The 14,635-nt window shown below is 36.7% G+C and carries 13 protein-coding genes; 3 read left to right on the top strand and 10 right to left on the bottom strand.

Going from position 1 to position 14,635, the window contains the following annotated elements; genetic code table 11:
- Positions 1–275 precede the first annotated feature (275 nt).
- From ACFRAK_RS26585 to ACFRAK_RS26575, 3 genes are all read left to right on the top strand, one after another.
- Positions 276–512, top strand: coding sequence for a hypothetical protein (locus tag ACFRAK_RS26585; protein ID WP_394572847.1), 237 nt, complete (start codon positions 276–278; stop codon positions 510–512).
- Between the two features lie 491 nt (positions 513–1,003).
- A complete protein-coding gene (locus ACFRAK_RS26580) occupies positions 1,004–1,252 on the top strand; it encodes a hypothetical protein (protein ID WP_394572846.1) in 249 nt (82 codons plus the stop codon).
- A 264-nt stretch (positions 1,253–1,516) separates the two neighbouring features.
- On the top strand, positions 1,517–3,214 hold the full coding sequence (locus ACFRAK_RS26575; protein WP_394572845.1) for a toll/interleukin-1 receptor domain-containing protein: 1,698 nt from the start codon (positions 1,517–1,519) through the stop codon (positions 3,212–3,214).
- A gap of 228 nt (positions 3,215–3,442) precedes the next feature.
- On the opposite strand, the gene ACFRAK_RS26570 is transcribed toward ACFRAK_RS26575, so the two are convergent.
- From ACFRAK_RS26570 to gpG, 10 genes are all read right to left on the bottom strand, one after another.
- Positions 3,443–4,297 carry an N-acetylmuramoyl-L-alanine amidase gene (locus ACFRAK_RS26570; protein WP_394572844.1) on the bottom strand — a complete coding sequence of 285 codons (855 nt, stop codon included), beginning with the start codon at positions 4,295–4,297 and terminating at the stop codon, positions 3,443–3,445.
- A 48-nt stretch (positions 4,298–4,345) separates the two neighbouring features.
- Complete coding sequence (locus ACFRAK_RS26565; protein WP_394572843.1) at positions 4,346–4,591, bottom strand: phage holin; 246 nt, start codon at positions 4,589–4,591, stop codon at positions 4,346–4,348.
- Between the two features lies 1 nt (position 4,592).
- Positions 4,593–4,898 carry a hypothetical protein gene (locus tag ACFRAK_RS26560; RefSeq protein WP_394572842.1) on the bottom strand — a complete coding sequence of 102 codons (306 nt, stop codon included), beginning with the start codon at positions 4,896–4,898 and terminating at the stop codon, positions 4,593–4,595.
- Positions 4,899–4,932: 34 nt separating this feature from the next.
- Positions 4,933–5,154 (bottom strand): hypothetical protein, encoded by a 222-nt coding sequence (locus ACFRAK_RS26555; protein WP_394572841.1) that lies wholly within the window; start codon positions 5,152–5,154, stop codon positions 4,933–4,935.
- Entirely contained in the window at positions 5,154–5,582 is a 429-nt protein-coding gene (locus tag ACFRAK_RS26550; RefSeq protein ID WP_394572840.1) for a hypothetical protein, read from the bottom strand. Before ACFRAK_RS26550 ends, ACFRAK_RS26555 begins: the two co-directional genes overlap by 1 nt.
- Positions 5,583–5,595: 13 nt before the next feature.
- Positions 5,596–9,087 carry a phage tail protein gene (locus ACFRAK_RS26545; protein ID WP_394572839.1) on the bottom strand — a complete coding sequence of 1,164 codons (3,492 nt, stop codon included), beginning with the start codon at positions 9,085–9,087 and terminating at the stop codon, positions 5,596–5,598.
- A 12-nt stretch (positions 9,088–9,099) separates the two neighbouring features.
- A complete protein-coding gene (locus ACFRAK_RS26540; RefSeq protein ID WP_394572838.1) occupies positions 9,100–9,816 on the bottom strand; it encodes a distal tail protein Dit in 717 nt (238 codons plus the stop codon).
- Entirely contained in the window at positions 9,813–13,712 is a 3,900-nt protein-coding gene (locus tag ACFRAK_RS26535) for a tape measure protein (RefSeq protein ID WP_394572837.1), read from the bottom strand. The genes ACFRAK_RS26540 and ACFRAK_RS26535 overlap by 4 nt, the downstream gene beginning before the upstream one ends.
- A gap of 36 nt (positions 13,713–13,748) precedes the next feature.
- Positions 13,749–13,871 carry a phage tail assembly chaperone GT gene (gpGT, locus tag ACFRAK_RS26530; protein ID WP_394572848.1) on the bottom strand — a complete coding sequence of 41 codons (123 nt, stop codon included), beginning with the start codon at positions 13,869–13,871 and terminating at the stop codon, positions 13,749–13,751.
- Between the two features lie 62 nt (positions 13,872–13,933).
- Complete coding sequence (gene gpG, locus ACFRAK_RS26525; RefSeq protein ID WP_394572836.1) at positions 13,934–14,296, bottom strand: phage tail assembly chaperone G; 363 nt, start codon at positions 14,294–14,296, stop codon at positions 13,934–13,936.
- Positions 14,297–14,635 lie beyond the last annotated feature (339 nt).

The raw sequence follows: 14,635 nt of genomic DNA, 5'->3' as shown, positions 1-14,635 counted from the left end.
GACTCCTGGGATGAAATAGGCTATGATGATGGTCCAAGGACCGTATTTATTGAACCATTCCTCCAACCTCTCCAACCTCGCGGGGGTCATTTAGTGGATATAAAAGCCAAAATAAGCTTTCAATAGAATCAGGTATATCACAAACTACCCTATCTAGGATAGAAGGAGAAATACAAGTTCCAGAAGCCAGGACGTTACAAACTCTTGCACCATTTTTAAAAACTACTTCATATGTAGAATTAATGGTAGTCTGTGGTTACTGGGATGAAGAAGATTTGCTTGAAGAACCTTCCTTACCTTATGTACGAGAAATGGATGGTCCCTATGAGTCAGAACAAAAAAAGCCATCTACAGTAGAAGATGACTTTATCAAAAATTTAGATCTTTCCGATGATGAATTATTAAAACAATTCAACCTTCAAATAGATGGTATGGACTTAACAGAAGATGAGACCAGAGGGATTATTGCTTATATTCGTTCTCTTCGTCATGTGAATCAAAATAAAGCCTAGTTAGTTCTTGTTTAAATTGATTAATGCATATACCTAACTTGTCTGCTAACTCCTCAAGATTTACAGGCTTTTTCACAATATCTCACACCTTTCTTCGTCACAATTTTTTCATTATGTAACTTGTTTATTTAGAATCCCCTCTACATAAAAAATTATAGAAGTAGAGAAATACATCTACACAGGATTAATACAAGGAATATGAATCATGGAAGGTTACTAACATTAAGGAGTCAACGTATATGTATAGGGGGAGTTATGATGTTAAATAAAATGTAAATCACTTTGTCTTTTTTTAATAAAATGATTCTTTTTACCTAACACTTTCGATACATAAATTATATACGAACAATCGTTCTTGTTCAAGAGCATTCTAAATTAAGAGCATTTTTACTAAATGTAATTTAGGCTCCATCCAATAAATATAGAGCTTATAAAATTGTTGAAGTACAAAAACCTGAACTAAATTAAATAAACTGAAAAGAGCAAAATGAATGAACATAAATATCAAGGTTTACTTACATTCAAAAGGAACGAATTTTTTACAGAGTGGAAGCTTCCCTGTTCCTAATACAGACTTTAAGAAAGACCCAGATCAGACTGCTGCTATTGCCGCATATAAATGGGTCCAGCAGATTAAAAGTAACTATGCAGCGAGTAAGGATTTTCGAATTGATCAAGTGATTTATAACGAAGACATTGATATTACGGAGTTAGTTATAAAGGTTAGATCTATAATTTAAATCCTTTCTAACCAAAAACAAGCCCCTCTCACACAAGGAGGGCTTTCAGAGTGTAGACAAATCTATATGGAAAGGAGTGTTTTGAATTACAAAACGAGGTACTGATGAGATGTAAATTGGATAAGGATGACTGTAGTGATTAATGGTTTCCTTGTATAATAGCTAGTATTGAAAACTCATTTACCTATGGAACATCAATAATTAAAGAAACAGTTAGAATAAAAGGCTGTTCTTTAGAAAAAGTATAGGGAGGGAAGGGGAAAATTGGATTTATTAGATATACAAACTACTTTAAGGGAGTTTGAATTAGAGAGGTACAACATACATAATCTTTTAATTAAAGTACTAAGAATTGCAAAATATAGGTTAGATGTTAAAGAAATCATTTTTATGAGCTTGAATAAATCTTCTTCATTGACTAATGATAAATATCTAGCACTTTATAGTGAAATAAAAACAATTGCTATTAAAAAGGGCTTATCCAGTAATGAATACAAAACCATTTTTGTAGATGTTTATGAAAACTACTATAAAAATCAAAGAACAACTGACTGGTATGAATTAACTTCAAAAAGTGTTGAAAAAGGATATGTTGTAGGCTTATCGGTTAGTGAACTTACTGATTATATAAACCAAATTGAGAAAGTCCTTGAGACAAATACGATTCCAGAAGGATTGCATTCTTTAGATTTATATTATGAAAATGAAAAAAAACAAAAGCTTGATGGTATATACTTAAATCATCTTGGAAGTTGTAAATCTATATTAAACAAGATTAGAGATTACCTTATTGATTATTTAGTAAATGTTGAAAGTGAAATGGTTATAAATAAGGAGCTAGATGATATGGACTTTAAAAATGAACTGCTTATTTTAATTCAACAAGGGCATGAAGTTAAAGCTAAATGTTCAGAAGTAGGATTGTATGGTACCTTATACATTTCAGGTGCTGATTATATTGCTTGGATAGAAAAATGCAAATTGTTTATTAAAAAGCATGTTAGTGATACAGAAATACAGGAGAATTTTTTTAATATAGCAAAAGGAGCCAATGAATCTGGAGAAACACCTTTTAATAGTATGATAGGAATATTGACTGCTTTACAAGATTATGATTTTACTCCAACACCTGTAGTACATACTGATATTAATAAGAAAATTGATAAAATTTTCATTAGCCATTCTTCTAAAGATATTGAATATGTAACTGCATTGGTAGATTTGTTAAATAATATAGGAATAAAGAAGAGTGATAAGCACATTTTCTGTAGTTCTTTAACAGGATATGATATTCCATACGGAGAAAACATATATGAATTTCTCAAACTAGAGTTAAACAATAATAATATTATGGTGTTGTTTGTTTTATCACATAACTACTACGAAAGTGCACCTAGCTTAAATGAAATGGGAGCAGCTTGGATTACATCAAAAGAACATAATTCTGTCCTAACACCTAATTTTGATTTCAAAAAAATAACAGGTGCTATTGATCCAACAAAAATTAGTTTTTACATGAATGATAAAGATGGTTTAAACAAATTTAGAGATACTATAGTTAAAACCTTTGAATTAGATGAAATTGATTATAAAATTTGGGATAGAGACAGAAAGATTTTTACTGATAAAGTAGATGCTATAGCTAAAACTGAAGCATTAAATTTAAATACACAGGTTAAACTGGAAAGAGTTAAAAAGCTTAATGAAAATAAGATGGAATTACATCTTAGATTCATTAATATTACTGATAAAGAAATTGAATTTAAGTTTATTGATCTTGAATTAGGGGATAGTAGCGGGAATAAACTAAACATGTCTGTAGATGAGGATCTTTTAGATGAATTTAGACTATATCCTAGAGAAAATAAAATAGTTAAATGGACTTTTGATTATGGCTCTAGTTATAATCCTAGAAGAGATGACAGCAAACTCTCAAAAATTTCATTTGAAATTTATAGCTAATAGGAATTATAAAGGATTATATTATTTTAATAGGTGAATGTCACCATTTATATTTTTCTATATTTTTCATAACCTTCTTCCAGACGCTCTCACACCCTGATCCTAGGGTTGAGGGTTTTTTTGTCCATTTTCTCTTACGTTTTTAGATACCTTCAAAGCCATTTCTCTATCTACTTTTCAGGTTAAAAATAGACAAGGCCCCTACTCAAAGGGTAAGGGGCTTTATAATTACTTTAAGCGTAATTTTTGACCAACTCCAATTGTATACCTGTTATCAAGCTTGTTTAAATCCTTTATTTGTTTAATTGTACTCCCGTTTTTCTTAGCAAGAGCAGTTACCGTGTCGCCTTTCACAACTGTATGATAAATAGCTGTTGTACCACTTACAACAAGCTTCTGTCCAATCTGAAGAGAATTGGGGTCCACCTTAGGATTTAATGATTTAAGATTGTCCACAGTGGTTCCATACTTTTTAGCAATGGAATAAAAAGTATCTCCCTTTACAGCTGTATAAGAAGTGCTTGCCTCTACATTTTCTTTAGCCGCTTTCTTCTTCAACTTAAATGCTTTCACCAAGCCGTTCACATGACCTTTGGCCAAGTTCTCAATGAACATACTTGTTTTTAATTTAGCTGCATCACCAGCATGATCAATAAATCCACTTTCAGTTAAAACTGCAGGCATAGAGCTAGTACGAAGCACTTGATAGTTAGCTGATTTTTTACCGCGATCTTTCATATCAATTAGCTTCATGATTTCTGTATGGATTGTGGATTGATATTCTTTTGACTTTGCACTTGCTGAAGTGTAAATATAATCTTCGTATCCTGTACCACCACCAGCGTTTATGTGGATGGATAAGAAAATGTTAGCTCCCCATTCATTAGCAGCTTTAGTACGTGCAGATAAGGATGGATAGGTGTCACCAGTACGGCTCATTTTCACCGATACATCTTTATAATCTTCTAGCATACTTTTTACCATTGTTGCTATTTTTAATGTTAAATCTTTTTCTTTTAAACCGTTCCCGACTGCACCTGGATCTGTTCCACCGTGTCCTGCATCAATAAAGATTTTAATCATTTTCCATCGTCTCCTTTTGATTTATAAAAAAGCCACCCGATGGGCAGCTTATTTTAATCCATTCTTTTTCAAGACTTCTTCTTGTTTTTGAGCTTTCTTAGTCACTAAATATTGATTCTTATATACTCCATATAAAGCAAACCCAAGTGGGAGAGCAGCAGTAAGGAAGTTAATAAATGAGTTGATTGTATTTTCATTGAACCATTCAACCTGATAACCTAGCGATTGAAAAAATAAAAGCAGTGCCCCGAGAGCACCGCCAATCATTGCTACATATTGTTTTGTTTTATCCATTTCAAAATTCCCCTTTGTTTTCGATTTTATCAATTCGTTTATGGGCTTGTTTCGCCCTTTCTTCGTTTCGAATCACTCTTTCTGATAATGCGGTCCAACGTTGATCACTTGCTTTAAATTCAATCCTTATCGAATCAACTGATTGACCAATGTTGTCTAATTTTGTTCTGATAATTGCTAATTCCGTAGCATCACTCCTGACATCTTTTTTTCTATCTCGGCTATGTTTAAATAAGCCTAGGACAACCCCTGTTGCCGTACATAATAAACCAACAAGCGTGATCAATAACCCCATTGAGACATTCATTTTTTCACCCCATTTGTATACAAAATAAAAAGCCCTATTCGGCTTTTGGTTGCAATCGATTAATTATTTTTGTCCTCGCAACTTCCGTTAATGCTAAAAAGGCTTCGTTCCCTTGATACTCTTCAGTAGTAAGTGGAATGTAACCATTAAGATTGATACTTCCCTCTGGATCCTTACTCTGGAATTGCACATTTACGGAAGATACGCCACCATCTTCATAACGGATATTAGTTGCTATTATTTGAATTTCTAACATTAATCTTCCTCTCCTTTTTCATTTGAGTTTTCAAAAGCTGTGAACAAATGTTCAAACGCGTCTGCATCTTTACCTGATACCTCTTTATCGTAATTCTCGATAATCTCCTTCACTGTTTTTATCATTCCGTGGGCATCGCCTCCTTCAATGACATAGTACTCGGACAAGTAATCATGTTGCTGCTTTTTGAACTCATTAACATCATCGATGGCAAAGCTGCCATCTTCATTTTTATTAGGAGCCCCATTATCATCTGTACCGGTAAATTCTTTAATAAGTTGCATTTCCTCTTCTGATACCTGTTTGAGTTTTTCAGATAATTGCTTGATAAAACGTGTACGGTGAATCGATTGTTTCCCTTTTAAAGTCATGGTTGATAAAAAGTTAATGGAATCAACTAAGTATGAATACTGAATTTTCACTTGCAATATAAATACCCCCCTATGCAATTTTAGACTCTAAAATTGCAATTTTTTGTTTTAGAAATTGATTTTCGATTTCGAGCATATTAATACGATCATCGTGTTTTTTTACCTTTGAATCTACTATCTGGAGGGCCGCCGTGTTGAGTGATGTTACTTTATAGATATTGATTGCACTCATATCTGTTGTCGCGATTACTAGGTTGTCCTCGCTAATAAAACCTACTTGTCTATTATTGAAAATCCCTTCAGACAAATCCGCTTTAAGGTCATACTCGACAACCTTTAATTGATTTACAAGTTCAAGAGGATTAATGGCCAAATCCTTGATATTGGTTTTGAATTTCCTTGATGATGAGGTATTAAATGCACTTGCCCTCATTGACCTGTAGTTGTTTCCATCAACATCCATTGATCTAACTTCAACTCTTGATCTAAGCATGATATAGTCTCCAAAATAAGTAACCAGGTGCATATTTCTCTCGCTATTCCAGATTCCTACTGCTCCCTGCCAATTTTTATCAGAACTTTGGAATGTCAGTATTGTACCTGAGTCAGCTGTATAAGCAGACGTTCGTCTTAAAGAAAGAATATTATTAGTGGACTCAATCGCCGCACCTCCACCAGTATTAATAGTCAGATATTGACTTGATCCTGTCTTAATTTCCATATTGTAAGCCGCTTCTATCAAGGTGTTTTGACCAGAGTAGATATGCATACCCAGTCCAGCTACATCGCCATTTAAAGTTTCATCAGCAAAGAAATCAATGAATCTGGCATTCTTATAATTAACCGACCCGGAATGTACCTCGCGTTGAGATGTTATGGTCTTGTCTGTGAATGTGAGCCATCTTTCTTGAGTATTTTTTTTCACTCCATTGACTCTCTTCTCGGTGATTCTCGCTCTTAATGCCCCATCATATGAATCAATATAAGCAGTATAAACAGCTGTACTGCTTCCAAATGTCCTGCTAAAGGAACCTGATGTATGAAATTCCCCACCGGATATTTCAGTCATGGTGCCCCCCGATTGACTCTTTAAGGTACTCCCATTAATGGTTACACCGTTGATGTTAATACCCGTCAGGGTTCCAACCTTAATTTTATCTGCCGACATAGTTGAAATCTTTGCACTATCGATTGATGCATTAGCAATCTTCGCATTTGTAATGGCAGCGTCTTGAAGTTGTGCTGTGCCAACAGACAAATTGGCGATTTTCGCATTGGTAATAGCCGCATTTGCAATGGCTGCTGTCCCCACTGCTAAGTTAGCGATCTTGGCAGTAGTGATATTTGCATCTTTGATGTTTGCTGTAGCAATGACTGCATTATCAATCATTGTCTGTCCTGTGATATGAACTTTTTTACCGTCTATCAATATACCTTCTGTTGATATATTAATTTGGTTGACGACATCATTTTCTTTTACTCTCAAGTTAATATTGTCTGCTAATTGAGATATTTGTGAAGTTGTAGTCATTTCTACTTGATCTAAATTGTTTTGAACCTGAGTAATCGTACTCGTCAAACTAGTAGCGGTTTGAGTTAATTGTGATTGAGTAGCAAATTTACCATCTGCATCCACTGTGCTAATTTTTGTATCCACAACACCTGCCAATTGGGTAAATTGCGAAGTACTAACCTTATCGGACACAGTCGATTGTAAACCTAAAACAGTCTGGCTTAAAACAGACACTTGACCTGTTGCATCATCAGCCTTTCTGATTGCGTCTGTTGCAGCATCAAAAGAAAGTTGGGCTTGAGCAATAGCATCCAGAGCATTACTAGTCGCTGTATTTGCATTCGATACGGCATGATTAGCTTGATCAACCGCATTTTGAATCGGTGTTTTAACGTCATCAGCGACCATGTTAAAATCTACCGTTCCATCCGCTAGGAGTTGAGCTTCTTTAGACAACTCTCTTAATTCTTCAGCAATGTCTGGGCCGAATAAAATATCATCAGAAATAATCCTTGCTGTCTGCGCCATGGCTTCTTCGGAGAATGGACCTGCAACACCATGTGTATTCACAGCTCTCACTCGAAAATACCATTGCTGATTGTTACTTGCCTGGTGGGAGTAAATACTGGTTTTACCCCGGAATACAAGATTAGAAATGTCTGGTGTAAATCCTTGTATCTGAGAAGCATAGACCTCGTAATTAGCTATAGAAATGGTATTAACAAAATCCCATTCAACTTGTACATGTTGAAATAATCCAGATGCCATAACATTTTTTGGTTGAGAAGGGGTGACATTCTCAATCCTGTCATCCGTAATGGGCTTCTTCCCACCGTTATTCCAAAGCCCTTTGTTATCATTCAACTCCGATTCAATCTGATCAAGTCGAGCATCATCCGAATACAAGTCGATGAAATTCCCAAGCTCAACCACACCTGAATTGTTCGGATCTGATACGTCATATTCAAAACTAATGACTCGTTCTTCTACTTCAATCGGCTTTGCAAAAGAATAATCCAAAGCAACTGTTGTGTCTCCTAATCTCACTTTCTCATGCTCGTATTCGATAATATTTTCAAGTAAAAAAATGCTCATCTCGAAATTGCGAAGCGGATGCTTTTGTTCTTGCAAGGCCTCCCATGTTTCTTGTAACAACGCTGCAGGGTCCTCTTGTTCACCACTTTCAAATATGCCCTTTCTATGCCTAAGGGTGCCATCAGCGTTTTCTCTGCCGAATACAGTTAGAGCTTCTGAGTCCCCAACCCACTTTTGGCCTTTGGGTTTATCTACAGGGTCACCATCCTTTACTTTCCATTCAATATCAGCAAAAGTGATTTTTCTCGTGAACCCTCCGGTAGCTTCTCCTTCTTCGTCTTCTATCTCAAGAGAAGAACCTCGTCCATATAAAGCTGTCTTAGGATAAGATTGGACTCTTTCCGTAATGGAAAGGATGTCCTTATCGATTTCCCACCGTTTACCTATGTCTTCCCCTCTTCTAGGTAGAACGTCAATGAATCGACCAGTTATCCTATTGCCCTCAATTTCCACACGGTCCCGGAGTTCACCTCCCCACGTATTAATACATTCGGTTATCGCTTCAGTAGGTGTAATGTAATAATAATTCGTGGAATTTAAACCTAACTCTGCCACCTCTCCGACTTTCCACCTCACACCTTCCAACGCTTTTGTAATGGCCGTTTTAAGAGTGACATTATAAGGCCGAACATCTTCAATAACCTCATCATTTAACTCAAGCATAGCGGCTTCACAAATTGCAGTTATAATTGGGCCGTCTTCACCATCGGTTCTTTCTGGCTCCTTAATAGTAAAAAGACGAAATAAGCCATCCTTGTCCATGAAGGCGACTTGGTTTTCAGACACAATATGCTGTGAATCCTCATGATTCCCTGCTGCAGTAAACTCAAAAGTAGTTCCTTGATTCAATAATTCTTTAAAGGGTGCAGACCAAAAGGGACATGTTTCCTCTCCACCGTTAGAAAGGATCGCCACTAGATTATCATGTGGGTCAAATATAAATAAATCAGACAACCGAAACACCTCCTATAGCCATCTCGGTCTGAATGTTACTGTAATGTTTGCAACGGTTTTATCAGCTACAATGTTATTTTGACCTTTAATAAATTCTGGCCAATTACTACTTAAATCTAACGCGGTCATCTTCACCAAATTATTAATAGTGATTTTTCGCTTGCTTGTATCGATCATTAACAAATCATTTTGTTTAAAATTCCAAATAACCTTAAGGGTCTTTTCGTTTACAGAAACCGTATAGTTCGTAATGTTAGCCATGAATTTTATGAAGAATACCGGATTTGCTTTTAAAGTGCCCATATTTCGAATCGGGAAATCATCCAAGATCAATGATTCTTCCTCTCCGTATTTGTATGGATCCGGACAGATAAAAGGAATGACTCCTTGCCCCCACTTCAATATTTCATCTGGATCAAAACCTCCATTTACAACCGCATAATAGATACGATCAGGTTCGTCATCAAAAATAAGAGGCTTTGGCTCGTCATGGATTAACCATTTTGCCAAATCCTCTTTAACTTTTTGCAAATCTTCAATACTATCAGCCTTTAAAAAAACAGGAAGAGGTAATGCTCTAACTCCCGTATTCTTTTTAACCGGGAGAGCCCCTGGTCGTTTTGGAACCTCTTGAAACCTCCACTCAATTGGGGCCCATGGCTGCCTATTACTACCTTTTAGGGCTGTGAGGTATGGCTTCGATATACCATTGAAAGTAAAATTTTTCACTTTCTCACCTTCCCCTTAATCGTTCTTTTACTTATTCTTCTATCTTGTGTTTGATATTTAGTCATATCTTTATGAATACCTTTTGCTACCGAATGACCATCCAAAATAATATCTGTATCCTTGCTTAATAATTGTAAAAGCACTTGAGTTTGTTCAAGCGTAGCCTCAAGTAATTTCTGTAGAACATTATTTCCTTCACTGCTGCCCCCTACATTCGGCAATTGTCCAGGTCGCTTGTTCCCTTTATCAACTGTCTTCCCTGCCAAAGCCAACAACTTCATGGCATCTGTCCGTTTGCTAGGGTTAGTAGGTATGACGAATTCAGGCCATCCATCTTCTGCAAGATTATACATACCAGCATAGTTAATCAAACCACCAGTGGCATACCCTTTATACGGTCCGCCGTTAGCCATGGATTTGATACCTGGAGTATTGAAAGGTGTTCCATACCTAGATTTAATATAACGAATAGCTGCAATAGCATTATGGACTGGATTCATAATGTCGTTATAGCCCTTCATTTTATAAGCATCGAAAGTTGGTTTGATCGTCTGCATAAGCCCCATGGAAGGAGTGCCCCGTTTCCAGTTACTATCCCATTTGTTAATGGTGGATGGACCAGTACGACCGCCAGATTCCTTCATTGCAACCGTTGATAATGGTGCTGCCCAATTTCCCGGAACACCAGTTATAGAAATAGCTTCACTTATCCACTGTTTGACGTTACCGGATACATTTCCACTTCCACCAAAGTCAAACATGTCTTTCATTTTTTCTTTTACAAAATCGACGGCACTATTTTTCACTTTAGTGAAACCGCCTTTTGCTATTTTGCCCAAAGTGCTATATTCACTAGGTGCTGTAATTCCTAAGGATTTCATGCCTAAATCTAATAGTTTGCTAGGGTTACTAGCATATTGCCAAATATCTACGCCTGTATCTTTTACTTTCTTAGCACCTTTTTTGGTAGCGTCCCATGCAGTACTAGCAATACTTTTACTTGCACTCAAAAAATCATCACCCCAAGCATAATGAGGAATTAATTGCTTTGTTAGGCTTGCAGCAAGTATATGTGTACCTTTAGGTAAATTGACTAGCGTAGATTTTGAAGGCGATAAATATTGTTGTCCATCTGGAGTTTGGATTAATTCTTGTCCAGCATTAGAACCCTTCCCATCACCAACAACGGCCAATCCTCCAGGATGCCCGTCTGTACCTTGTGCATATTGTGGAACTTTCCAAGGATCTAGTTGGTTTTTCTTCTTAACGCCTACCTTTCCCAATACCCAATTAACACCGGTGATGACGCCATTTACACCTGTGCCTAAACCGGATACCATTTTATTAGATACGGATATAATACCTTCTTTAATCTTACCGCCTGCCTTTTTCAGACCATCTGACATCCTTTGCGGCATACCCTTTACAGTTTCAACCATATCCGAAACATAGCCTTTAATATTTTTTTTAATCGTGCCAAATATGTCTGATATACGTGATTTTAAATGAGTAAAGCGGCTTATGGTGTTTGTAATTGTATTTTTGATAGGAGTGTAAATGGAATCCTTTATGGCGTTCCAAATGGTTTTAGTAAGATTACGAATTCCACTGAAAATGGTAGTGATTGTATTTTTCAAAGTACTAAAACGGTTTTCAACTAAATCCACAATAGATTTAATCACTAATTTGAAAAAGTCTAAGATACCATTCCAAATAGTAGAGATGAGTTTTTTTATAGTGGTAGTAATCGTGTTCACTGTATTTTTCATCACAGTAAATCGATTCTTCACAAAATCCACGATCCACTTAATGACTATAGAAAAAACATTTTTTATACTGCCCCACATGCCCTTAAATGAGTTGACTAGTAACTTCCCTAGTGAAAGAATGCCTTTCAACATCTTTCCCCAGAACATTAATTGCACGAAATTCCAAATGAACGTTAAAGCCCCTAAAAATACTTGTTTGATACCTTCCCACATCTTACGGAAGTCCCCTGTGAATAGTCCGGAGAATACCTTTACTAAACCCATAATGATGTTTAATGCTCCAGAGATGACGCCTTTGATATTACTCCATACAGATTTGATGATTCCCAGCACGAGAGGCATGGAAAACTTTATCACCTCCACAATGGTCCCAAATACCACTTGAATAATTTTACCAATATTTGATAAGGCAGCCATGATGATCTGTCCATTTTCATTCCAGAATTTTTTGAGGATATCTAGTTGATTCTTGAAAAATGTAATGACTGCTTGAATGGCTGGTTGGATCGCTTTTAAGGCGTACTTAGCCAGTTCTTTTATTTTCCCTCTCAATTTGTGGACACCATTACGGAACGTCTCTGAGTTTTTATAAAGGAGGATAAATCCGGTACCCAATAGCGCTATAACCCCAATCGTTATCCCTATTGGCCCCGTTAATGCAGTCAGTCCTAATCGCAACCATTTTAACAAGCCACCAGCTTCAGCTATCTTTTTAAACAAAGGAGCTATTTTTAAAGCAAGGCTTGCAACCAATCCGCCAAAAGTACCCAATCCTATCAAAACCGGTCCAAGTCCAACAGTTATCACAGCTCCGGCAATTCCAACTTTTTTTATAATATCTTGTACGGTGGGTGTTAAATTATCGTAGGCTGCTTTTACTGATTTTACTTTTTCTACAAATCCAGAAAAGAACTCTCCGAATTTAACACCAGCTTTTTCCGCAAAAATACCCATGCTATCTAGGCGACTTGTGAAGTCAGCTATTAAAGGTTTTAGCTGAGAAAAGAATCCGCCGCCTTTTCCGCCAGCGTCTAAAAATGAAGCACCGAGTCGGCCAACTGCTGCCCACATGTTAGCAAGTCCAGCAGTAAACGATGTTTGCCCCATTTTTTGAGCTGCTCCACCGATGTTATTTTCGATAGCTTTCATCAGAATTTCTGAAGATATCTCCCCTTCTGATGCCATTTTAGATACTGCTCCCGCTGCTACTCCAGCTTCGTCCGCCAACCATTGGTATATGGGTAACCCTCTATCAGATAACTGTTGCAACTCACCGTTATAGGCTTTGTTCGATGTTTTCACTTTGTTAAAAATAGTACCCATCTCGCTCATACTTGAGCCAGCTATTGCTGCTGCATCTCCGGTTAGAGATAAATACTTAGTTAAATCTTCCCCCTCTTTAACTCCTGCAGCTACTGCATTGGCAGCTGTAGTTGCTGCTTCATCCATCCCGAATGATGTTCCTCTAACGGCTTCGAGGGCTGATTCCATTATCTTTTCAACGCCCTCTGCGTCATGACCAAGACCGGTTAACTTTGCTCTGGCCGTGTCTATGCCTATTAGGCGGTCAAATCCTTTAACGAGTGCTATACCTCCCAGAGCAGTCGCTGCACCTAAAGCTGGCATTGTAATTTTTTTCGTCAAATTTTGCCCGAGTTCTTTTGTTTTGTCTGATATTGATTTCAACCCTGATCCGAATTTGATTAATCCATCTCCTACTCGAGTCCAACCTGAATTAGCAATTCGCTGTTCTTCTCTCAGTTTAGATAATCCTTGTTTGGTTCTTTCGATATTCCGTTCCAGATTATTAAGGGCAGCCACTTCTTTGTTGTAGCTACTAGCCGCTTTATCCGCCTCTTTAGACCCTTCTCCATGCTCTCTGACCATCTTTTCGTACTCAAGTTTGGCTTGTTTCGTGACCTCTTTTTGAACTTCCAGTTTCCGGTTCAACCCAACTAAACGGGTTTCATATTTTCCTATCGATCGATCACCGCGATCAAAAGCAGACAGGTTTGCCTTCATTTCACTGTTTACGGTCCATAGTTTATCTTTTACACCGGTTAGGCCACGGTTGAGAGCTGTGGAGTCGAGATTTAGTCCAATCGAAAGTCCTTCTATCTTCTCCATCCATCAGCCTACCTTCCCGTACCAACAAAAAAATCCTTAGCCCCCGAATGCGGCAATTAAGGATTTTTCTTGTTTTGGTTTATTTTTTTCGCATAGGATGTCGAGTAAAAAATGATAAGGCATTTCCAATATGTCATTAATAGTCAACCCCTCTTTCATTAGATCAAGAATGAGGATGTCCAAGTATTCTTTTTGCTTGGTTGGAGAAAAGTCCTCATCCGTTAACGTTTCTTCGCCAAGAACTTTTTTGTTTCATCATTTTGGCTACCTTGGGCCACAAACATAATTTGTTCCTGTAGGGTTTGAATGGCATCCGGAGCATGGAGACCATTGAATAACTCTTCCTTTGAGAATTGCTTGTTATAGACCTTGTTGGCGACAAAATCCATTAACTTTTCAATCAACTCCCTTTCTGATCCAGCACTTTTCTCTTTTTCACTTTTATCAATGGCTTCTGTCATATCAAGTGCTTCATAAACAACGGAAAAAGGGATGAACACTGGAGTAAGATATTTTTCTGTCACAATTTCACCCTCTTTTACTTCTTTAACCAATTCGATCATATTGCGTTTTAAATTTGCCATTGCAAAACATCCCTTCGTTTTTTTAATTAGTCTTGAATTGATTATTGTACAAATTAAAGAGACCACTATTGTGGTCTCTAGCCCAATTTTTTATTACCAATTCATGTTTTCTCGATTTGAAACTCTTAAATTTCCTTAAACTATAGAATGTAAAACTAAAATCAAGAATCAATCTAAATAGTTAACATTATACAAGGGAAGGGAATTTTTAGTTTATAATAAATAATTTTCCAAGTAGTCATATTTTTTTTTTGTATTCATCCTCAACTTTTTGAATACATGTTTCTATTAATTCCTCAAATAACTTGTTTCTTCTCTGCCCCTTGTGTATTTGAAAAA

This window comes from Peribacillus sp. NPDC056705, from assembly GCF_043656335.1.
This window is presented reverse-complemented; position numbering and strand designations above follow the sequence as displayed.

Bases quoted from the DNA above. Each gene is read 5' to 3' on its own strand.
- ACFRAK_RS26580 (WP_394572846.1), top strand. From the start codon at position 1,004: ATGAACATAAATATCAAGGTTTACTTACATTCAAAAGGAACGAATTTT.
- ACFRAK_RS26570 (WP_394572844.1), bottom strand. From the start codon at position 4,297: ATGATTAAAATCTTTATTGATGCAGGACACGGTGGAACAGATCCAGGT.
- gpGT (WP_394572848.1), bottom strand. From the start codon at position 13,871: ATGAAAGAGGGGTTGACTATTAATGACATATTGGAAATGCCTTATCAT.
- ACFRAK_RS26565 (WP_394572843.1), bottom strand. From the start codon at position 4,591: ATGGATAAAACAAAACAATATGTAGCAATGATTGGCGGTGCTCTCGGG.
- ACFRAK_RS26555 (WP_394572841.1), bottom strand. From the start codon at position 5,154: ATGTTAGAAATTCAAATAATAGCAACTAATATCCGTTATGAAGATGGT.
- gpG (WP_394572836.1), bottom strand. From the start codon at position 14,296: ATGGCAAATTTAAAACGCAATATGATCGAATTGGTTAAAGAAGTAAAA.
- ACFRAK_RS26560 (WP_394572842.1), bottom strand. From the start codon at position 4,898: ATGAATGTCTCAATGGGGTTATTGATCACGCTTGTTGGTTTATTATGT.
- ACFRAK_RS26535 (WP_394572837.1), bottom strand. From the start codon at position 13,712: ATGGAGAAGATAGAAGGACTTTCGATTGGACTAAATCTCGACTCCACA.